Source organism: Treponema sp. OMZ 798, from assembly GCF_024181385.1.
GTDB lineage: Bacteria > Spirochaetota > Spirochaetia > Treponematales > Treponemataceae > Treponema_B.
The window spans coordinates 1,857,057-1,880,016 of record NZ_CP051305.1 but is presented as its reverse complement, the minus strand read 5'-3'; the positions used below and the strand labels follow the sequence as shown (position 1 = coordinate 1,880,016).

At 35.2% G+C, this 22,960-nt stretch carries 15 protein-coding genes and 1 pseudogene; all 16 read left to right on the top strand.

Features of this window, described 5'->3' with window-relative positions:
• The first annotated feature begins 274 nt into the window (after positions 1 to 274).
• The 16 genes and pseudogenes from E4O07_RS08750 (at position 275) to E4O07_RS08675 (ending at position 22,940) form a co-directional block, all read left to right on the top strand.
• Complete coding sequence (locus E4O07_RS08750; RefSeq protein ID WP_253685069.1) at positions 275 to 4,417, top strand: RHS repeat domain-containing protein; 4,143 nt, start codon at positions 275 to 277, stop codon at positions 4,415 to 4,417.
• 1 nt (position 4,418) lies between these two features.
• Positions 4,419 to 4,976, top strand: coding sequence for a hypothetical protein (locus tag E4O07_RS08745; RefSeq protein WP_253685068.1), 558 nt, complete (start codon positions 4,419 to 4,421; stop codon positions 4,974 to 4,976).
• A gap of 28 nt (positions 4,977 to 5,004) precedes the next feature.
• Entirely contained in the window at positions 5,005 to 9,294 is a 4,290-nt protein-coding gene (locus tag E4O07_RS08740; protein ID WP_253685067.1) for an RHS repeat domain-containing protein, read from the top strand.
• A 10-nt stretch (positions 9,295 to 9,304) separates the two neighbouring features.
• The gene (locus tag E4O07_RS08735) at positions 9,305 to 9,874 is read left to right on the top strand and encodes a hypothetical protein (protein WP_253685066.1); all 570 of its coding nucleotides are present in this window, start codon (positions 9,305 to 9,307) and stop codon (positions 9,872 to 9,874) included.
• Positions 9,875 to 9,936: 62 nt separating this feature from the next.
• Positions 9,937 to 12,003, top strand: a complete 2,067-nt coding sequence (locus E4O07_RS08730) for an RHS repeat domain-containing protein (RefSeq protein WP_253685065.1) — start codon at positions 9,937 to 9,939, stop codon at positions 12,001 to 12,003.
• A gap of 14 nt (positions 12,004 to 12,017) precedes the next feature.
• Positions 12,018 to 12,494: a hypothetical protein gene (locus E4O07_RS08725; protein ID WP_253685064.1), complete on the top strand. Its 477-nt coding sequence runs from the start codon at positions 12,018 to 12,020 to the stop codon at positions 12,492 to 12,494.
• 69 nt (positions 12,495 to 12,563) lie between these two features.
• Positions 12,564 to 14,849: an RHS repeat domain-containing protein gene (locus tag E4O07_RS08720; RefSeq protein WP_253685063.1), complete on the top strand. Its 2,286-nt coding sequence runs from the start codon at positions 12,564 to 12,566 to the stop codon at positions 14,847 to 14,849.
• A 382-nt stretch (positions 14,850 to 15,231) separates the two neighbouring features.
• Positions 15,232 to 15,627, top strand: a complete 396-nt coding sequence (locus tag E4O07_RS08715) for a transposase (protein WP_253730553.1) — start codon at positions 15,232 to 15,234, stop codon at positions 15,625 to 15,627.
• 247 nt (positions 15,628 to 15,874) lie between these two features.
• Positions 15,875 to 16,114 (top strand): transposase, encoded by a 240-nt coding sequence (locus E4O07_RS08710; RefSeq protein WP_253730552.1) that lies wholly within the window; start codon positions 15,875 to 15,877, stop codon positions 16,112 to 16,114.
• 118 nt (positions 16,115 to 16,232) lie between these two features.
• Positions 16,233 to 16,886 carry a hypothetical protein gene (locus E4O07_RS08705; protein ID WP_253685060.1) on the top strand — a complete coding sequence of 218 codons (654 nt, stop codon included), beginning with the start codon at positions 16,233 to 16,235 and terminating at the stop codon, positions 16,884 to 16,886.
• 446 nt (positions 16,887 to 17,332) lie between these two features.
• A complete protein-coding gene (locus E4O07_RS08700; RefSeq protein WP_253710342.1) occupies positions 17,333 to 18,187 on the top strand; it encodes an ankyrin repeat domain-containing protein in 855 nt (284 codons plus the stop codon).
• A 138-nt stretch (positions 18,188 to 18,325) separates the two neighbouring features.
• Positions 18,326 to 18,652: pseudogene (locus E4O07_RS13510) on the top strand (RHS repeat-associated core domain-containing protein); the annotation flags it as partial.
• 892 nt (positions 18,653 to 19,544) lie between these two features.
• On the top strand, positions 19,545 to 19,919 hold the full coding sequence (locus tag E4O07_RS08690) for a hypothetical protein (RefSeq protein WP_253685057.1): 375 nt from the start codon (positions 19,545 to 19,547) through the stop codon (positions 19,917 to 19,919).
• Positions 19,920 to 19,923: 4 nt separating this feature from the next.
• Positions 19,924 to 20,526: a hypothetical protein gene (locus E4O07_RS08685; RefSeq protein ID WP_253678249.1), complete on the top strand. Its 603-nt coding sequence runs from the start codon at positions 19,924 to 19,926 to the stop codon at positions 20,524 to 20,526.
• A gap of 103 nt (positions 20,527 to 20,629) precedes the next feature.
• Positions 20,630 to 21,298 (top strand): hypothetical protein, encoded by a 669-nt coding sequence (locus E4O07_RS08680; protein ID WP_253685056.1) that lies wholly within the window; start codon positions 20,630 to 20,632, stop codon positions 21,296 to 21,298.
• Positions 21,299 to 21,902: 604 nt separating this feature from the next.
• Positions 21,903 to 22,940, top strand: coding sequence for a BMP family ABC transporter substrate-binding protein (locus tag E4O07_RS08675; RefSeq protein ID WP_253685055.1), 1,038 nt, complete (start codon positions 21,903 to 21,905; stop codon positions 22,938 to 22,940).
• Positions 22,941 to 22,960: the final 20 nt, after the last annotated feature.

The following is a 22,960-nucleotide window of genomic DNA, read 5'->3' as shown; positions in this document are numbered from 1 at the left end:
ATGGTAATAGGAAGTATATTCCTAATATTTAGAGCACTGGTTTTCAGAGATTTATATAAAAAAAATACTTATATTTTTATCATCATCATGTATAATATATTCATGTTGATAGCATTATTGAAAGTTTTATTAAATTTTTGATGACACAATAAAATAAATTGTGTAAATGGTTTAGATTTGATTTGGTAGTATAAAACTACGGCTGTCAAAATACAGAAAACTTGGAGGTAAAATTAAAAACTATTTAATTAAATAACTAAGTATTAAAAATATTATGAAACCAAAACTTAGAATTTGTTCACAGCCCAACTATCTCATCTTTCGGACAGCGATTGAAAGGGAGCAAAAGCAATTTATAAAAATTGCTTTTGCTGTACATCTTTCCGCAGTAATTTCTGCGGAAAGATACCGAAGCGACAGCGTAGCCCTAAAAAGCGCGGTGTTCAATTTTGTTTTCTTCATAATGCTAAAAAACAAAATTGAGCAGTCCGCCAAAATAAAGTTATTACTAAATAAAATCATATTACCGGAGGTTTTTCCGCTTACGGTAGGAAGCGGAAAAACAATGGCTTTTGAAAATAGACATGATGGATGCAAGGAGCGAGAAAAAATTAACCGCAGGCGTACTATATGTACGTTGAGGATTAATTTTTTTGAAGCGACGCCGCAGACGGCGTGTATATTTTCAAAAGAAACTGTAAAAAACGGAAACCAAGTATACTCAATAAAAGAATACGAGATAGACACAGCTCCCCATGCGAGAATAAAAAAAGAAACTACTACTATACGAGAAAACTACAACGAAATAAAAACCGAAAGCGAATACGACTACGATAAATACGGGAACGTTACAAAACTTTACGATAAGGGAGAGGTAACAAACACAAATGATGATATCATAGCGGAAATAACATATTGGAAGGGGGCGAGTGAAGAGAAATACTTTAAAGCACACCCTGAGAAAATACAGGTCTTACACGGAAAGACAGGAACTCTTTTGCGTAAAAGGGAGGGCGCATACGACAGCAGAACAGGGACCTTAACGGAGTTAAAACAATACACATCTCATGGAGCATATCTTGTAAACCGCATAGAATGGACAGAGGAAGGAAACATAAAAGCGGTAACAAGCCCGACAGGTAAAAAAGCGGAATACAAATACCTTGACGGCATATACCCTATCGAAATAAAAGAAATAAGCTCTAAAGGAGATAAATCTTACACGAGCACAATAAAATGGAATACAGCCTTAGGGGTAAAGGTAGAAGAAACAGACAGTGCAGGAAACTTCATGACCTACAGTTACGACAACTTTGGACGGGTAACAGAGGTGAGAAGCCCCTACGACTTTGAAAGAGACAAAGACACCGAAAAAATCATCGGACCAGGAAAAACTCCTTATGCAAAATACACATACATTACTCCAAAAGATTCCTTTTGGTACACCGTAACCGAAAACAAAATAAGCACGGAAGCCGACGATACGGCGGTTATGAAAACAATAGTAACCCACGACGGCTTAGGAAGAATAAGCTGCACAGCAAAAGAGGGAGAAGTATACATCGAAGGAACAGCCGATTCTACCCAAACAGGCTGGAATATTTCAAGTGCAATAAACTATGATGAAGCAGGACGAAAGATAGAAGAAGGAATGCCCTTCTTTTACGGAGGGGATTTAGAAAACAATTTAAAAACCATCTCATCATATCAAGGTGTAGAACAGTTTTATGAACTAAACGATTTTACAAAGATAAGAAACGGCACAAAATACGAGTATGACGATATAGACAGGAACATCTTAACTACACTTCCTGACGGACACAAACAAAAAACGGAGTATTCGATAGAAAGCTCTTTACAAATAACAAAAACAACCGACCCATTGGAAAACGTAAGCATAAGTAAAAAAGATGCAAGAGGAAACATACGGGAAGTAGAACGCTTAGATAAAAACAATACTATATTAACCAAAGCACGATACGAATACTCCGTCCTCGGAGAAATGCTTAGAGCATATGATGCAAAGAATAATCTTTTATCGGTAAGCTATGACTTGCTTGGAAGAAGAACCGCATTAGAAAGCAAGGACACAGGCAAAAAAGAATGGATATACGACGATAAAGGAAGGCTTCAAGCGGAAACCGATTCGGTATTAAAAAACAAAGCTGCCGAAATACGATATGAATACGACGGCTTTGACCGCATAATAAAGACAGACTATCCTTTTAGCCGGGACATAGAATATAAATACGGAGCGCCGGGACAAAATGGAGCGGGTCAGATAATTTATAAAAAAGACGAAACAGGAGAAACAAGATACAGGTACGGCTATCTCAATGAGGTAACAAGCGAAACAAGAACCATAAACCGCTACGGAGCAGGAAGCAGTCCTGAAACGGCGAGTTTTGAATACCGCTCCGATTACCTTGGAAGAATGCAAAGCATGAAGTACCCCGACGGAGAAACAATAACTTACACCTATGACAAAGGCGGACAGCTAAGTGGAGTTAGCGGAGTAAAGACCTCATCAAAAGGTACGGCAGAATACTCCTACGTCGATAAAATCCTATATGACGAACACGCACAAAGAGTGTATATAAAATACGGAAACGGAGTAGAAACAAGATACAAATACGATGAAAAGCGGCGTTGGCTAGATACAATAGAAACAAAGAATAACCAAACCCAAGACGTCTTTCAAAAAATAAAGTACTCATTCGACCCTGTCGGAAACGTCCTAGGCTATAATAATGATGCAAGTACTTATGAAACAAAACAAACATACTCTTACGACAACCTGTATCAGCTTATAAGCGTAGAGGGTACAAGTAACCAATACAAGGCTAAAAAAAGCTCTGGAACAACACCTGTAAGCATTGCAAAATATAGACAAACCTTTGCCTTTGATGGCATAGGAAACATGAAAGAAAAACTAAGCACCACAAACATACCCGGTGCACAAGGGAACTCGTATCCAAAAGCAGAACTTGATTATAGCTTAGATTACGAGTATGACCCTGCCTATGCACACCGCCTAATAAGAGCAGGCAACCGTTATTACCGCTATGACGCAAACGGCAATATCACAGCAGAAAAAGACGGTCCTTTTACAGACGAAGAAGAGTTTGTATTTACATACTCCTATTTTGAAGAACAAGACGTATACGGTGCCGACTACGGCTTCGGGCTTGACGCACCTAAAGAAACGGAACAATCAAACCCGCAAGACCTTTTTGCGTATAGAAGAAATTATACCTGGAATGAACGGAACCTTTTAACAAAATCAAGCGACCGAAACTTTACCGTACACTACCGCTACGGCGAAGACGGACAGAGAGCCTTAAAATACACAGACGAGGGGCGAAGCGAAACCTTATACTTTAATAACTTTTTCACAATACACATACCAACCCAAGACCAAAACAACCCTCAAGGACTACGTGTACACAAACATATCTTTGTGGGTAATAGCCGCCTTGTAACGGCAATGACGCATACCGACAACCAAGGCGATAATGAAGAGCAAAAAGCAAAACGGTACTACTACCATTCAGATCACCTCGGCAGCGCACAATTCGTAACAGACTGGAAAGGTAGACAGTACGAACACATAGAGTATACACCCTACGGGGAATTGTGGATAGAAGAAGTTGCCGCAGGATTAGATAAACTGCCGTTTAGGTTTACGGGGAAAGAGCTGGATGAAGAAACAGGACTGTACTATTATGGGGCTAGGTATCTTGATCCGAAATATAGTAGGTGGCTGTCAGGCGATCCGGCGTTAAATGATTATATACCTTCTCCTGGCACAGATCCGGCCAAACTTGCAGGTATGGGCGGGGTGTACAACACGGTAAACTTACATGTGTATCATTATGCGGGGAATAACCCGGTGAAGTATACTGATCCGGATGGGAAGCAGACAGCGACTGCAATACTTAATGCAAAATGGAAATGTTTAGTGCAAAATTTAAATCAATATATTGAAATGAAACATCAAGTCCAAGATAAAATTATTAAAATTAATCATGAGATTAATAGAAAAAAAGGAGAAATATATGATATCGCATTTAATTCAGTTTATAAAGAAATAAATGATTTCGTTAATTTTTATGATATCTTTGATAATAGTATCAATGCGGCTATGAGTAATAGTGGATCGTTTAATATGATGCTAATTGCTTTTTTTATTAATATTGATGTTGATGCACTAAGTGGATATCTTGTAGATGCTTATTATGCTGAAAATATGCAAACCACTGGAAATGAAGTAAATACTTCTATTTTTACTAAGTTAATGGAAATACGAGAGATGAAAGCTATAAATGCATCAAATAAAGCCGAGTTAGATAATATAGAAATAGAAATTGCAGATATAAAAAAGAAGATAAATGAATTGAAGCTAGGAGACTATTAGTATGTTAAAAAATTTTATAAAAGGATGTGTTCTTGATAAATTATCTATTAAAAAAATGAATACATATGCGGTGTATTGGTTTGTTATAATATTTATTATGGCTAGTTTTATTTTTCCCGCTTGTTTAACTGCTGTATTAAAGTTATTGCATTTTGTACAGGGAGATTGGTATAAATTAACTTTTATTTTTCTTAGTATTTTTTTACGTAAAGTTATGATTACTATATTATTGCTTGTATTATTACTATTGAATAAAAAATTATTTAAGATAAATAATTTGGCTTCTATAACAATTATAAAAGCCTGTTTAGCTATATGGTTTCTGAATCCTGTCGTATCAATTTTATTAGAGGTGTCGGGGTCTTCTCTGATAAATATTCCATATTCAATATACTGGTTTGTTTTTATGAAATTTTATTTTTATGAAAATATTAATGAAGAAAAAGATGTAATAATGAGATTTCTTATACTAACTTATTTATTTTTCTTTGTTTTACTTATTGTTTTTATGAAATACATAATAGCTACTCCTTTTTTTATAATTTCACTAATAATATAACGATTATTAAATATATAACAGAAAAAATATGAAAAAGAACTATGTATCAAAAAAAATGTATTATCTCTTTCTCCTCCGGACAGCGATTGAAGCAAAAATCCTTTTTGCGGTTTGTTTAAGCAAAAAGCAAGCTCTGACCGGAGGGAAGATCCTTGCCCGTGAAGACAAGTGCAGCAAAAAGATTGGAGCGAAAAGCGCGATGCCGGTATTTGTGTACCTTTGCATAATATTGATAGTACACAAATACCGGCAGTCCGCCAAAATAAAGTTATTACTAAATAGAATTATATTACCGGAGGTTTTTCCGCTTACGAAAGGAAGCGGAAAAACAATGGCTTTTGAAAATAGACATGTTGGATGCAAGGAGCGAGAAAAAATTAACCGCAGGCGTACTTTATGTACGTTGAGGATTAATTTTTTTGAAGCGACGCCGCAGACGGCGTGTATATTTTCAAAAGAAACTATAAAAAACGGAAACCAAGTATACTCAATAAAAGAATACGAGATAGACACAGCACCCCATGCAAGAATAAAAAAAGAAACTAACACAATACGAGAAAACTACAACGAAATAAAAACCGAAAGCGAATACGACTACGACAAATACGGCAACGTTACAAAACTTTACGATAAGGGAGAGGTAACAAACACAAACGACGATATCATAGCAGAAATAACATATTGGAAAGGCGGAAGAGAAGAAGCGTACTTTAAAGCCCACCCCGAAAAAATACATGTCCTGCACGGAAAGACAGGAACTCTTTTGCGTAAAAGGGAGGGCGCATACGACAGCAGAACAGGGACCTTAACGGAGTTAAAACAATACACATCTCATGGAGCATATCTTGTAAACCGCATAGAATGGACAGAGGAAGGAAACATAAAAGCGGTAACAAGCCCGACAGGTAAAAAAGCGGAATACAAATACCTTGACGGCATATACCCTATCGAAATAAAAGAAATAAGCTCTAAAGGAGATAAATCTTACACGAGCACAATAAAATGGAATACAGCCTTAGGGGTAAAGGTAGAAGAAACAGACAGTGCAGGAAACTTCATGACCTACAGTTACGACAACTTTGGACGGGTAACAGAGGTGAGAAGCCCCTACGACTTTGAAAGAGACAAAGACACCGAAAAAATCATCGGACCAGGAAAAACTCCTTATGCAAAATACACATACATTACTCCAAAAGATTCCTTTTGGTACACCGTAACCGAAAACAAAATAAGCACCGAAGCAAAAGACAGCGGTGTAATGAAAACAATAGTAATTCACGACGGTCTAGGACGCATAAGCTACACGGCCAAAGAAGGAGAAGTGTATGTCGACGGAACGAATGATCAAACCCAAACGGGCTGGAATATTTCAAGTGCAATAAACTATGATGAAGCAGGACGAAAGATAGAAGAAGGAATGCCCTTCTTTTACGGAGGAGATTTAGAACAAGAACTATCAAGTAAAAACTCTTATCAAGCCCTTGAATCCTTTTACGAACTAAACGATTTTACGAAGATAAGAAACGGCACAAAATACGAATATGACGATATAGACAGGAACATCTTAACAATACTGCCCGATGGACACAAACAAAAAACGGAGTATTCGATAGATTCTTCTTTACAAATAACAAAAACAACCGACCCAAAAGAAAACGTAAGCATAAGTAAAAAAGATGCAAGAGGAAACATTAGGGAAGTAGAGAGGCTGGACAAAAACAATACCTTACTTACCAAAGCCCGATACGAATACTCTGTACTAGGAGAAATGCTAAAAGCCTACGATGCCAAAGATAACCTATTGGCAGTAAACTACGATATGCTCGGACGACGGATAAGTTTAGAAAGCAAAGACACAGGCAAAAAAGAATGGATATACGACGATAAAGGAAGAGTTCAAGCGGAAACCGATTCGGTATTAAAAAACAAAGCTGCCGAAATACGATATGAATACGACGGCTTTGACCGCATAATAAAGACAGACTATCCTTTTAGCCAAGACATAGAATATAAATACGGAGCGCCGGGACAAAATGGAGCGGGGCAAATAGTCTACAAAAAAGATGAAACGGGAGAGACTCACTACACTTACGGAAACTTGAACGAGGTAGTAAGCGAAACAAGAACCATAAACCGCTACGGAGCAGGAAGCAGTCCTGAAACGGCGAGTTTTGAATACCGCTCCGATTACCTTGGAAGAATGCAAAGCATGAAGTATCCCGACGGAGAAACAATAACTTACTCTTACGACAAAGGCGGACAGCTAAGTGGAGTTAGCGGAGTAAAGACCTCATCAAAAGGTACGGCAGAATACTCCTACGTCGATAAAATACTGTATGACGAACACGCACAGCGCGTCTACATAAAGTACGGAAACGGAGTAGAAACAAGATACAGGTACGACGAAAAGCGGCGTTGGTTAGATACAATAGAAACCAAAAATAACCAAACCCAAGACGTCTTCCAAAAAATAAAGTACTCATTTGACCCTGTCGGAAACGTATTAGGTTATAATAACGACGCAAGCACGTATGAAACAAGTCAGAGTTACACATACGATAACCTTTACCAGCTGATAAGCGTAGAAGGAACAAGCAACCAATACAAGGCTAAAAAAAGCTCTGGAACAACACCTGTAAGCATTGCAAAATACAGACAAACCTTTGCCTTTGATGGCATAGGAAACATGAAAGAAAAATTAAGCACCACAAACATACCCGGCTCTCAAGGGAACTCGTATCCCAAAGCTGAACTTGATTACAACCTCGACTACGAGTACGACCCGGCTTATGCCCATCGTTTAATAAGAGCCGGAACCCGCTATTACCGCTATGACGCAAACGGCAATATCACAGCCGAAAAAGACGGACCTTTCACAGATGAAGAAGAGTTTGTATTTACATACTCCTATTTTGAAAATGAAGACGTATACGGTGCCGACTACGGATTTGGTCTTGACGCACCTAAAGAAACGGAACAATCAAACCCGCAAGACCTATTTGCCTACAGAAGAAATTACACTTGGAACGAGCGAAACCTCTTAACCAAATCAAGCGACCGAAACTTTACCGTACACTACCGCTACGGCGAAGACGGACAGAGGGCTCTTAAATACACCGATGAGGGCCGAAGCGAAACCTTATACTTCAATAACTTCTTTACGATACACATACCAACCCAAGACCAGAATAACCCGCAAGGCTTACGTGTGCATAAGCATATTTTCGTAGGTAACAGCCGTCTTGTAACCGCGATGACGCACACCGATAACAGTGGCGACAACGAAGAGCAAAAAGTTAAAAGATATTATTACCACAGTGATCACCTCGGCAGTGCACAATTTGTAACAGACTGGCGCGGTAAACAATATGAACATATAGAATATACACCATACGGCGAGCTCTGGATTGAAGAGACTGCACCGGGAATAGACAAACTGCCGTTTAGGTTTACGGGTAAGGAACTTGACGAGGAAACCGGATTGTATTACTATGGAGCAAGGTATCTTGACCCGAAGTATAGTAGGTGGTTAAGCGGTGATCCGGCGTTGAATGATTATATACCCAAGGCACCGATAAATGATGAAGCTAAGAAGCATAATGAGAACTTGCCCGGAATGGGAGGGGTGTTTAATACCGTCAATCTTCATGTGTATCATTATGCAGGGAATAATCCGGTGAAGTATGTTGACCCGGATGGGGAATCTGTTGTAGTAGTTACTGCTGTTGTGGTTTGGGGTGTAAATGCTTTATTATTAACAATAGGTATTATTGATGCTGCAGGACCTTCGAAGGCTGAGCATTTAGCAAGAAATGACAATCAAGCAGGATTAGCACCTTCAGATAGAGATACTATGGATAAGTTGGTAAAGCTAGGACTCTTTTCAGACTGGGGGAATACAGGTACTCATAACTTGTCTGGGGATGATACAGTAATGAACAGACTAGGAGGACTTGTGTTAGGTGCGCGAGGCTCCAATAAGGATTATAGAGGTGCTACAGGAACGGTATTTGAAGGATGCCAATTTGTTTATGATTCTAATGGTAAATTAGTTACTGATTCACTGAATCAAGGGACTTTTGATAAGGCCTCTCCCAGCGGTGTTTCGGGAGTCATCAAACATTCTGTAAAAGATGTTTCTCCATGGCTTAAGTGGGGAAATGGAACGGCAAATAACCAAGTAATGCCTACTGAATTGGAAAACTCAATAAAAAATATTTATAATGACTTTGATGAGGGAAAGATTTCAAAAGATCAAGCAAAAAATGAAATTGAAAACCTTGTAAAAAACTATATAAAACAAAATAATTTGGAATAGGAGATTAGATATGTTTAAACTATTAACTTCGATTGTATTGATTGGCGCAAAGATGATCTTTTTTGATTATGTAGTGGATAATCCTAAATATGAATTTGCTGATAAAGATAGCGGAACTTCTGTAAATATGCAATTTATGCCTACGTCATATAACTCTCTCTTTCGTATAGTTATGAAATCACCGTATGACCTATGGATACATTTTGAGGTGCTTTATCGTTCATCTGGAGGAAAAGTAGAGTATGTCAGAATAAAGGAACTGGAAATTATTTCATATGGGGGTGAGAAAAAATCTCTTCTACCATTTATAATTGCATTTATTAGATACTTAGAAAAGGGTGACCCTGAAATTTATAATCCGCCCAACATTCCAAATCTCCTCCATGAAAAAATAAGTATTTTTAAAGACGGACTTAGTTTTAGGTTTTCAAAGATTCCTCTTGATGAGAAGATCGATAAAAAGATTCAAATACATATAAACATGGATATAATATACAAAGATGGAACGGAAAAAAATTATAATCATTATATTCCATTTAAACAAGAAATGCGCTATAAGCGATGGATTCCGACGGTATAGTTGTATTCATTCTATTTGTAACTTTTTAATGAGCGATTTAGCGGATAATATATTTTTAATTTATGAAAAATAGTCATTTATTTAAACAGTCTAATTATCTCATTCGGACAGCGATTGAAGCAAAAATACTTTTTGCGGTGTGTTTAATCAAATGCGGTTTTTGGAGCGAGAGCGTAAAAACACCGCCTGGAAAAAGCCCATGCAGCAAAAAGATTGGAGATGAAAAACGGCGTTGGCTAGATACAATAGAAACAAAGAATAACCAAACTCAAGACGTCTTTCAAAAAATAAAGTACTCATTCGATCCTGTCGGAAACGTCCTAGGCTATAATAATGATGCAAGTACTTATGAAACAAAACAAACATACTCTTACGATAATCTTTACCAGCTTATAAGCGTAGAGGGTACAAGTAACCAATACAAGGCTAAAAAAAGCTCTGGAACAACACCTGTAAGCATTGCAAAATACAGACAAACCTTTGCCTTTGATGGCATAGGAAACATGAAAGAAAAATTAAGCACCACAAACATACCCGGCTCTCAAGGGAACTCGTATCCCAAAGCTGAACTTGATTACAACCTCGACTACGAGTACGACCCGGCTTATGCCCATCGTTTAATAAGAGCCGGAACCCGCTATTACCGCTATGACGCAAACGGCAATATCACAGCCGAAAAAGACGGACCTTTTACAGATGAAGAAGAGTTTGTATTTACATACTCATACTTTGAAAATGAAGACGTATACGGTGCCGACTACGGATTTGGTCTTGACGCACCTAAAGAAACGGAACAATCAAACCCGCAAGACCTATTTGCCTACAGAAGAAATTACACTTGGAACGAGCGAAACCTCTTAACCAAATCAAGCGACCGAAACTTTACCGTACACTACCGCTACGGCGAAGACGGACAGAGGGCTCTTAAATACACAGACGAGGGGCGAAGCGAAACGCTTTACTTTAATAACTTCTTTACGATACACATACCCACACAAGACCAAAACAACCCTCAAGGCTTAAGAGTACACAAACACATATTTGTAGGAAACTCAAGGCTTGTAACCGCGATGACACATACGGATAACCAAGGCGACAACGATGAGCAAAAGGCAAAGCGTTACTATTACCACAGTGACCACCTTGGAAGTGCACAATTTGTAACTGACTGGAAAGGTAAACAATACGAACATATAGAATACACACCTTACGGAGAGTTATGGATTGAAGAAGTAGCAGCAGGATTGGATAAATTACCGTTTAGGTTCACAGGCAAGGAACTTGACGAAGAAACAGGTTTATACTACTATGGAGCGAGGTATCTTGATCCGAAGTATAGTAGGTGGCTGTCAGGAGATCCGGCATTAGGTGAGTACATTCCTTCTTCGGGAACGGATCCGTCCAAACTTGCAGGAATGGGTGGCGTGTTTAACGTTGTAAACTTACACGTGTATCATTATGCGGGCAATAACCCTATTAAGTATGTGGATCCAGATGGGAGATCTACATGGATAGATCAAGATGGCCTAGTTAGAAATGTGATTAATGATGGAGATTTGAATATCTATCAATGGAGCGGGAATGGCGTTTATGAAAATATTGAAGGACCATTGTCAAAAGAGAGTGTTATTGATAATGAAAATCCATGGAAAGTAGTTGGTGAAACTCTGTTTTGGGATGCCTTTATTAGCCCCGATACCAATAAACCAGTTGGTAAATTGATCTTAGGAGAATCTATAGATGCTTATATTGATGATCTACATGCAAAAGCGGAATCATATGGAAAAGATAAGACCTTCAGATTATCTCTTCCTAATAAAGAATTTGATATAAAAACACAATACCCTGGCCATGAAGGTTTTTCATATCATGGTTTTTTATTTCACGGTAAATATGTAACATTACGAGAAGCTGGCAATATTTTAGCAGGAATGAATGCTGCTCTTTTTGGTATGGAATTTGATGATTTTCAAAAAGGTGCTGGGGCATTACATGCTAAAGGCCTTTGGGGAGTTGGTATGTATAAGGTGTTTGGAAGTGTGTATGGCCCTGCTCCTAAGTATGGAGAAAATGACTATCAGTATACGCGAAGTTTATATGGATATAATATCATCCTAAGGTCAAAATAAAAGAAGGTGGAATAATGAAAAGGATTGTTTTTTTATTTATTATAAGTGTGTTTTTATTTTTTATATTTATAGCATATTGTATATATACAAAAAATATTTTTGATTCTGCAAGACAGATAGTCTTATTTAATCATAATAAAAATATTCTTGTACTGTCTTACCAAGAACCTCTTTTATATTATGGCTCAGGAAATAAAATTTTATATATTTATAATAATTTTTATATATTGATCGGTAAATGCCGGTATGGAGAATTTCCATTAAAAATAGGAGATATAAATAATCATGATATTGAGCTTCTGATCGAAATACCGTTTTCAAGTGCTTCCTGGGGGTCATATAAAGAATATACAATTGATTTTATTAAAAAAAATAAAAAGATAGGAAAGTATGATATTAAATATAAAATTATTACTAAAGATGAAATCATATATATCAAAAATGAAGATATTACTGTATATGATTTGCGAAATGATTTATTGAAAAATTGAACATTGTTCTGAGTAATTATTTGATAAGTCAAGATATATGGATTTAAATAAATTAAAGGACTTATTTAAATGAAGATTAGTTATTTATTCAACCAACCTAACCATATCAACACTCGGACAGCGATTGTAAGGGAGCAAAAGCAATTTATCAAAATTGCTTTTGCTGTACATCTTTCCGCAGCAATTTCTGCGGAAAGATACCGAAGCGATAGCGGAGCTCTGAAAAGCGCGGTGCCGCATTTTGTTTTCTTTATGATAATAATAAACAAAATGCAGCAGTCCGCCAAAAGAAAGTTATTATTAAATAAAAACAACTTATCGGAGGTTTTTCCGCTTACGGTAGAAAGCGGAAAAACAATGGCTTTTGAAAATAGGTGGAGCAGATACAAGGAGCCTAGTAAAAATAAAGCGGAGGCGTATCTGGTATACGTCGAGCATTTATTTTTGCGTAGCGACGCAGGAGATGCCCGCATATTTTCAAAAGATGACGAACACGCACAAAGAGTTTACATACGCTACGGAAACGGAGTAGAAACAAGATACAAATACGATGAGAAAAGAAGATGGCTTGACTCGATAGAAACAAAGAATAACCAAACTCAAGACGTCTTTCAAAAAATAAAGTACTCATTTGACCCTGTAGGAAACGTACTAGGTTATAATAACGACGCAAGCACGTATGAAACAAATCAGAGTTACACATACGACAACTTGTATCAGCTTATAGGTGTAGAGGGTACAAGTAACCAATACAAGGCTAAAAAAAGCTCTGGAACAACACCTGTAAGCATTGCAAAATATAAACAAACCTTTGCCTTTGATGGCATAGGCAACATGAAAGAAAAATTAAGCACCACAAACATACCCGGCTCTCAAGGGAACTCATACCCCAAAGCTGAACTTGATTACAGCCTCGACTACGAATACGACCCGGCTTATGCACACCGTTTAATAAGAGCCGGAACCCGCTATTACCGCTATGACGCAAACGGCAACATAACGGCAGAAAAAGACGGTCCATTCACAGACGAAGAAGAGTTTGTATTTACATACTCATACTTTGAAGAACAAGATGTTTATGGCGCAGACTACGGCTTCGGGCTTGACGCACCAAAAGAAACGGAACAGTCAAACCCGCAAGACCTATTTGCCTACAGGCGCAACTACACATGGAACGAGCGTAACCTATTAACAAAATCAAGTGACCGAAACTTTACCGTGCACTACCGATACGGCGAAGATGGCCAAAGAGCCTTAAAATACACTGACGAGGGAAGAAGTGAAACGCTTTATTTTAATAATTTTTTTACGATACACATACCGACACAAGACCAAAATAACCCTCAAGGTTTAAGAGTACACAAACACATATTTGTGGGTAACAGCCGCCTTGTAACAGCGATGACGCATACGGATAACCAGGGAGATAATGAGGAACAAAAAGTTAAAAGATATTACTACCACAGCGACCACTTAGGAAGCGCACAATTTGTAACTGACTGGAAAGGTAAACAATACGAACATATAGAATATACACCCTACGGAGAATTGTGGGTAGAAGAAGTTGCTGCAGGGTTGGATAAGTTACCGTTTAGGTTTACGGGAAAGGAGCTTGATGAAGAGACGGGGTTGTATTATTATGGGGCAAGGTATCTTGATCCGAAGTATTCAAGATGGTTGAGTGGGGATCCGGCAGTGAGTGATTACATACCCAAGGCTCCTATTGACGATGAAGCGAAAAAGCATAATGAGAACTTACCGGGACTGGGCGGGGTATACAACACGGTAAACTTGCATGTGTATCATTATGCTGGGAATAATCCGGTAAAGTATACCGATCCGGATGGACGGGATATTCATATACTCACTTTAGGTGGTGTTGGTGCTAAACTTGTCATTGGCGGTTCACTAAATATTGGAATAGCATGGGATGATAATGGTAATTCTGCTCTTGTTATGACAGGCGGCTTTGGTGTAGGTGTTGAAGCACAACTTCATACTTTTTTAACTCCTTCTTATTCAGTTACTAAGGGTAAAAACATAGATGACCTTCCAGGTATAGGTTCTACTAGGATTTCTTTTAATGCGAGTTTGACAGGAACAGAAGCTAATGTAGGTGTAGGTATTGGCATAAATTTTGATATGGAATCAAATGAAATTTCAGGTATTAATGCAGGGATAATTGGTGGAGGTGTCAATTTTATAGGCTTTGCAAGATTTAAAATTATTAAACATGGAGAAAAAAGCCGTAGCGCAGAACAACTAAAAGAAATTATTGATACTATTAAAAATCTAGATTCAATCCCTGATGATATCAAACAACAAATATTAAAAACGATTAAGGAAATGATGTAAATGATCGGTTCAAAAAAATATATTTATATGATGCTTATTTATTTGTTGATTACTTATATTTATTTAATTATTTTTGGAATAATAAATAAAAGTAATGTATACGATACACTGTTTATGTTATTCATATATTCATGTATGCTGATGATACATTTTGGAATACTTATTTGCGGTAAAAAGACTTTGTTTAATTATATAAAAAATACTTTGAGGTTTCAAATTTTTATACTTGCTTTAGGCTTTATACATTTAGTTGTGTATTTATTTATTATTTTTAATACGGCAGGCTTTAATAGATATATGTGGAGCTTTGTTGGTTTAGGAATAGTTTCAGCTACTTTTTGTACATTTTTTTATTTACGGATAATATAGGAGTGATGAGTTATTGATAAATAGTATTAATAACTTATTTGATGAAGAAGATCGTTTAAGAGTATTAAGCAAGTTAGGAGATAGTCTTGAAAAATTAAACGAAAAAATAAATTGGGAAATATTCAAACCACTATTAAAAAAAGCATTAACCAAAGAGCCAAAAGGTTTAGGCGGAAGACCTGCATACGATTATGTACTGATGTTTAAAATAATAATCTTACAAAAATTATACAACATAAGTGATGATCAAACGGAATATCAAATAAACGATCGGCTATCCTTTATGAGATTTTTAGGATTGGAATTAAAAGATAAAGTACCCGATTCAAAAACAATATGGCTTTTTAAAGAAAAACTCATTGAAGCGAGAGTATCAAAAAGTTATTTGAAAAGTTTGGAAAAGAATTAGCTAGAAATAACTTAATAGGAAAAGAGGGAACGATAATAGATGCGACAATAGTAGCTCCGATACAGCATAACAGCAAAGATGAAAATGAACAAATCAAAAACGGAAAAATCCCTGAACAATGGCAAGAAAAACAAAATAAGGCAAAATTATCGCAAAAAGACTGTGATGCGAGGTGGACAAAGAAGCATAAACGTAATTATTACGGTTATAAAGATCATATAAAAGTAGATAAAAAAGTAAGCTTATATTGAAAGCGACGGTAACAGCAGCCAATGTTCATGATAGTAGAGAGTTAAAAAATTTGATTGAAAAAGAAGATGAAAGATTATACGCAGATAGTGCCTATATAGGAGAAGAAATAGACAGGATTTTAAAAGCGAAAGGAATAGAAGAGCAAATTTGTGAAAGAGGAGCAAGAGGGAAACCTCTTAGTAAAAAACAAAAAATCAGTAACAGTAAAAAAAAAATCGAAATAACTAAGATATGAAGACATCCCGTTGCGTTTATTTACGAACTAGCTATCTCATTCGGACAGCGATTGACCGGCCCTTAAGCAGTCGTTTTGACGATAGGAATATTTTATAAACTGCGAGGAGCAAAATATTATGAGTATGGAGATTTATCATAAAAGAAAAAAGAATATCATTGGGTTACAAATATACTTGATTGCTATAATTCTATTTCTCTCAGGTTGCAGTAAAAGAGAAATTATATGGCGAAATTATAGTTCTGTAAAAGATTTCGACAAAATAAAGCTGTTGTTTGTAAATAATAATCATTCCGATATAAAAGAATTCAATCTAACGCCTCAAAAAAATAATCATATTTGTATTCCTCATAATTATAGTTATGTAGGTTATGAATGTGAAATGCTTTTGTGTTTACATATTTATGAGCCTTTCATCGGCGGGCGCAGAGATAAAATAGAAGTGTTTATTTTTGATTTAAGAAATTTTACTGAAGATGATGAAAAATTTATTGTTAATAAAAAGGATTATGTTATAGCCTATTTGATGGAATATTTTAATCCGGAGTTAAAGAAAGGTTGTACTATTTTTTCAAAAGATAATATCTTATATAAACAAGAAGTTATATACGGCACTAATGAAACTCTCGATGAAATATTAAATAAAATTGAGGAGAAAGATTATTTGGATTATGCGGAGTCCTTAGTAAATTTGGGAATTAAAAATAATCACAATGGCTATATTGTACAGAGTAAAATCGACAACAGATACATTTGGTTTTGGACTAACTAATTTTTGAACAATATGGAGAATAATTTTTTTGCCAATTGACAATATTAGTTAAAGTATAAGAACTAAGTCGAGGGATTGTGAAATGACAAAAAAGACAAGGCTGATGTTATTTGTGTCTTTTAGTAAAAATCGTTTAAGATTAAAGAACATTATTTTCACTGATAGTGCTTATGAAATGGAGAAACAGAAAAGATTTCAATCTTCTTTTGGCGGATTAGATATAATTCAACGTAATTAAGAAAAATAGGGCAATAAAATAAAAAAGATATGTTTTTAAAGCTTGCAAATGAGTATAAAATAATTTATAATTATGTCGGTGAAATATGAAATATAATACTTCAAAAATTATTTTTATTTTATTATGTTCATTTATATGTCTCATTATTATTTTTAACCCTGTAACACTATATACGGTAGGTTGGCTAAGTGTAAAAATAATAGGTTCGATGGGAAATTCATTTAATTCTGCTGATCCGTCCATATCGGTTAATATTTTTAAGGATACTCCTGCATGGGATTTAGCAAAAGCAGTTAATTCGCAAAATATAAAAAAAATAGATCAGATTTGTTCTGAACACAAAGAATTGATAAATTACCGTGAGCCCCTTTATGGTACGCCTTTGTTGTATTGGGCAATTGCAAACAGTAAGTATAATTCAGCAGAAATATTACTTAAAAACGGAGCTGATCCTGATCTTATGCAACGTGCATCGAATAACACGCCTCTGTATTTAGCTGTTGGCAAGCGCTGGAAAGACAAAAGCATTGATATAAATGAAAATATTAAATATACGGAACTATTATTAAAATCTGGTGCAGATCCGAATATTCCATATTTGGAAGAATCTTATGACGAAATAACTGTATTAATGAATGCAATATCTACGGGAGATAGTAAGCAATTGGTGGAGCTGCTGATTAATAATGGAGCCTATATCAATACACAGCGAAATGCAAGTACTACTGCTGCAAGTCTCGCTTTACAGTTGAAGAGATATACCATTGCTCATTATCTTATAGCAGAATGTCATGCTGATATAACTAAACCATGCTATGATCCTGTGCGGGATAAGAATTTGTATAGACCAGGGCAAGAAAAAATATATCCAGTAAATATCTTACGTGAGCAATCTTGGATATTTCCGTTAGATAGTAAAGAATATAAATTAAAACAGGATATAATCGCCGAATTTAAAAGACAGGGTGTCGACTATTATGCAACGCCTATTCCTGACAGCACGAAGTATCATATAAAATATACCTATCCTGATAATTATGAGGAAATGCTTGAAAAATTTTAAATATAAAATAATATAAATTATAAAATTAAAATAAAAACATGCTTACTAAAAATAGAGTTGTGGACTTACAAGTCAAAAACTGCTATGCTGTTTTTGACGACGTATAATAATTTCCTTGCAAAGCAGCCCGCAGGGCTGATAGAGGAAGTTGCTGCAGGGTTAGATAAGTTACCGTTTAGGTTTACGGGGAAAGAGCTTGACGAAGAAACAGGATTATACTACTATGGAGCGAGGTATCTTGATCCGAAGTATAGTAGGTGGTTAAGTGGGGATCCGGCGTTAAATGATTATATACCCAAGGCACCAGTAAACGATGAGGCTAAAAAGCATAATGAAAACTTGCCGGGTATGGGAGGCGTGTTTAATGTTATAAACTTACATGTTTACCATTATGCGGGGGATTCGCAGCGCAGCTTCGAGCTATATAATCCGATTAAGTATACCGATCCGGATGGGAGAGAAACTAAACATTCCGGTAAAGGCACTATTGATGAGCCTTTCATTCAAATAAATATAACTAATACAGAAACTGATGCATATAAGTATACTTCTACCATAAGTTATACAAGTTATATGGAAAATGGAAAAATTTTTGAGCATTATTCTATAAATTATTCTTTTTTGATTAAGGATACTGAAACTGGTAATAAATTAGCAGAAGATATGAATTTTGGTGCTGATATAGGTTATGCGATAACATCTGGACTAATATTTAAAAGCATATTAGGTTGTATAGGTGGCCCAATATTAAGTGGAGCTATAAAGAGTGCTTTAACTATTGCCAGTCTTTATATAGGTAGTAAAGAAATTTTACGATATGAATCAGGAATGAAAATAGAAATAAATACAGAGTTAGAAGTTGTAAGTGATAGTTCAGGTATAAAAAATTCCGGAAGTAGAACTACCAACATCTATAAACGTGAAAGAGAAGATAGTGATGGTAAGCCAATTCTTACACATACCGAAAATTTAAACTATTAGTGAGGTGTTGCTTATGCATATAGTATTAGTGTTAGTAATTATATTTTCACTATCATATACCTTTGTTTCTTTTGGAGTATGGCTTGGTGAGTTATTTAATAGAAAATTTTTATATATCTATGATCCTGATACGAAGTTAAGAAAAATTATATATATACTAAAACAGATTTGTGAATTTATTTTGATTCTGGTAGGAGCTATTTTAATATTTCCCAGAAGGAATAATAGTGAGTTTTTTGTATATATTTATACCATAGCCATTAGTATTATTTATGGATTGTTTATGGAAAAAGATAGAAAATCAAAATTTTGAAGCCTTAAATAAGAGAGAAAAAATATGTCCGAAAAAAATGAAGCAAAAGAAAAGTAATAAGCAATGAAAACAAAACTTTGCATTTATCCAAAGCCTAACTATCTCATTCGGACAGCAATTTCTGCGGAAAGATACCGAAGCGAAAGCAAAGCCATGAAAAGCGCTATACCGATACTTGTTTACTTTTATGTTTTATGCAATAATAAAAGTTATAAGAAAGGTTCGGGATTCTTAATGGCAAGGAAAGGAAGAGTCTTTTATATGATTGATTCTGATATTTACTTTTCGTCCGATGTGAAGTATATTGATTTAGGTACGCTCTTATATCCAGTCGGAATTATTGCTCATGAATTAACACATGCTTATGATACTGTGGTGAAATTATTCCTATACGATCAAAAGATGCTACTAAAAGAAGAATGGAAATGTGGAGAATAATGCGATGAAAAAATATTATTCATTAATTATTATTATGTTTATACTATGTTTTGACGTATTACATGGGTTTGATCTTCCTTATTTAATTGCTAATGATGATAAAGCAAATGTCTTTTTTAAATCTTATTTTAATAGTAATGATATATGGGAATTTTATGAAATAGGTGTTCCTGCAAGAATCAGTGAAAATAATAATAAATTTTATTGGCACCTTGTTTTTGTTGCTTCAAAAAACTATGAAAAGTGTATTGTTTTTTTTAATTCAAACTCTCAACATAATTTAATAGGTAAATTGACCTCAGATGAATTTCATATTATTAGTAAACAAATCAATCTAAGGTTAATATCGAATAATAATCATAAAAAATATTCTGATATACGAGGAATGAATCAACCATTTTATTTGCGTATATGTAATAAAAAGTATGCTAATATTGTGTATGGAGATACTGCTAATCCTGAGACTTATATGTGGGCTAAGCAATTATATTACTATTTTAATCAATTTGTTCCACAAAAGGATCGGCTTTTATATCGAATAGGAGAAGGAAAAACATTTGAAGAAAATATGTTTGCAATATGTGGAATTAAATTCACTAGATTATAAAAAATATAGGAATATTTAAATGAAAATACCTAGCATATTATTCGGATCATATAACGAAGTTATAAAAAGATTAAGGCCGTTAAAAAATCATAATATAGTTTTTATGAAGAATTTTATAAAAAAAATACAAGCTCCGGATAAAATGATGGAAGTTACGGAAGATACGCCAATCGTGATGGTTGATGGATATCCTACACGTGCAGTACCGAATGCGTTTTTTCCATCAGTTTTAAGTGATTATATTTTATATGATGAAGTCTATACATCTGATGTTGTGTCATGGTATATGAAAAAAACTGTAGAAAATTCATGGCTGATGCTTACAGCCTTGGTAGCAGATAGTTCTGTAAGCCTTTTATATCGACATTTTCATAATAAATTTCAAATACGGTTATTAAATGGTCTTGAAAAACATTGGGACGAACTTGTAAGTGTAGGATATTGCTATTATAATGATACATTGGGTTTTTGCAATAGTAAAAAACGGTTATTTTTTGAAAAAAGTTATCCATTGTTACAAATATCAAGTATGGTTATGCATGTTCGTGATGTGGAGCATATAATAGAAAATTGGAAGAAATTTAAAAGAAATAAATCGGTCATTCCGTTTACTGAAAGTTCGCCTTTAGAAGAAGAAGAACAAAAAAAAATAATGATTCGAATAATTAACTCAGGGGTATTAAAAAAAATGTCGAAAGAGCAGTTAGATGCTTTTAAAAAACTATACATAAATTATTTTAAAACATCGTTGTCGGATGATTTGCTTACATGAGAAAAATATTATGAAAATAAAGCCTTATTTGTATTCACAACCTAACTATCTCATTTTTCGGACAGCGATTGACCGGCCTTTAAGCAGTCGTTTTGAAGATAGGAATATTTTATAAACTGCGAGGAGTAAAATATTGTAAATATTTTGACTAATCAATTTTAATAATGGAGAAAAGGTATGAAAAAATTTGGAATATGCATTGTAATATTGACATATGATCATATGTTTGATGAAAGCTGATTTTTGTTCGTTGTTAAAATAAATGGTTTTGGTTATGAAAACAAAACTATTTATTACTAATTAATATCATGAATTTTCTTTTGGACTAATTATTATATTTTTATAGGAAGAAAAAGAGACAATTTGGAAAATTAAAAATAGGATTGGAGATATTTAGTAGTGAATTTTATACGCAGTAAAACGGCTTTTATGCTTGTTCTAATGATTTTTTATATTATCACCTCGGTTGGGAATAATAAATATTTTTTGCAACTTGTATTTGTTCCGAAGATGATACCAAGATGAAGATTCGACTTAGAATTCTAACTATAAAAATACTCTTCCTATCTTGCACTATCTTCTCTTTTTTGTTATATTGTCAACCATGAGAAAGATTTTTAATTTTATTTTATTTGCTTCTTTTCTTTTAAGCCTTTTTTCATGTGCAAAAACTGAAAATATACAAAAAGAAAAAGAAATCGGTATTGCGGTTTTTGTTCCCGGTGTCAGGGCTGAAAGTCCGGTTTACGATATGTTGGCTGCAGGTGTAGAAGAAGCTGTTGCTTCTGCAATCGGAACCGGTAAAAAGGTAAACTTGAAGATTTTGGAAGCCGGAACCAATCAGGCAGAATGGGGAACGAAGCTTACTTCCCTAGCTGTGGACGGAAAATATGATTTGATTGTTTCTTCCAATCCCGCCATGCCGGGCATCATCGCTCCTATTTCAAAGCAATTTCCCAATCAAAAGTTTTTGCTTTTGGATGCCTATGCCGAAGGTAAACCCATGATTACTACCTTTAGATACAATCAAAGAGAACAGGCTTATATAGCAGGCTATATTTCTGCCTTGGTAAGTTTAAGCAAGATGGAGTTTGCAAATCCCGAAAAAAAAATAGGGCTTATAGCGGGGCAAGAATATCCTGCAATGATGAATATAATTTTGCCTGCCTTCCTTGAAGGTGCCAAAGCTGCCGATCCCGAATTTACCGTTGATTTTAAAATCGTAGGAAACTGGTATGATGCGGCGAAGGGTGCCGAACTTGCCCGTGCAATGTATAAAAACGGAGCTGATGTAATAATGCCTATTTCAGGTGGTGCAAATCAGGGAGTTCTTGCCGCTGCAAAAGAATTGGGCTTCTATGTTTCTTGGTTCGATAATAACGGCTATGCAAAAGCAAAGGGCTATGTAATTTCAAGTTCCGAAATGAAGCAAAAAAAGCTTGCCTATGAGCAGATTTTAAACTTCATCGACGGGAAGCTAAAAGAAGGAGTCCCTTCTACCTTGGGCATCAAAGAAGGTTATGTAAATTTTATTTCTGATGATGAAATTTATATGCAAACCGTCCCAGAAGAAATCAGAAAAAAACAAGATGAAATGCTAAAGAAAATAGCTGACGGTTCTTTGGACTTGTCTATAAAATAAATTTTTAAAATTGGGTTTTG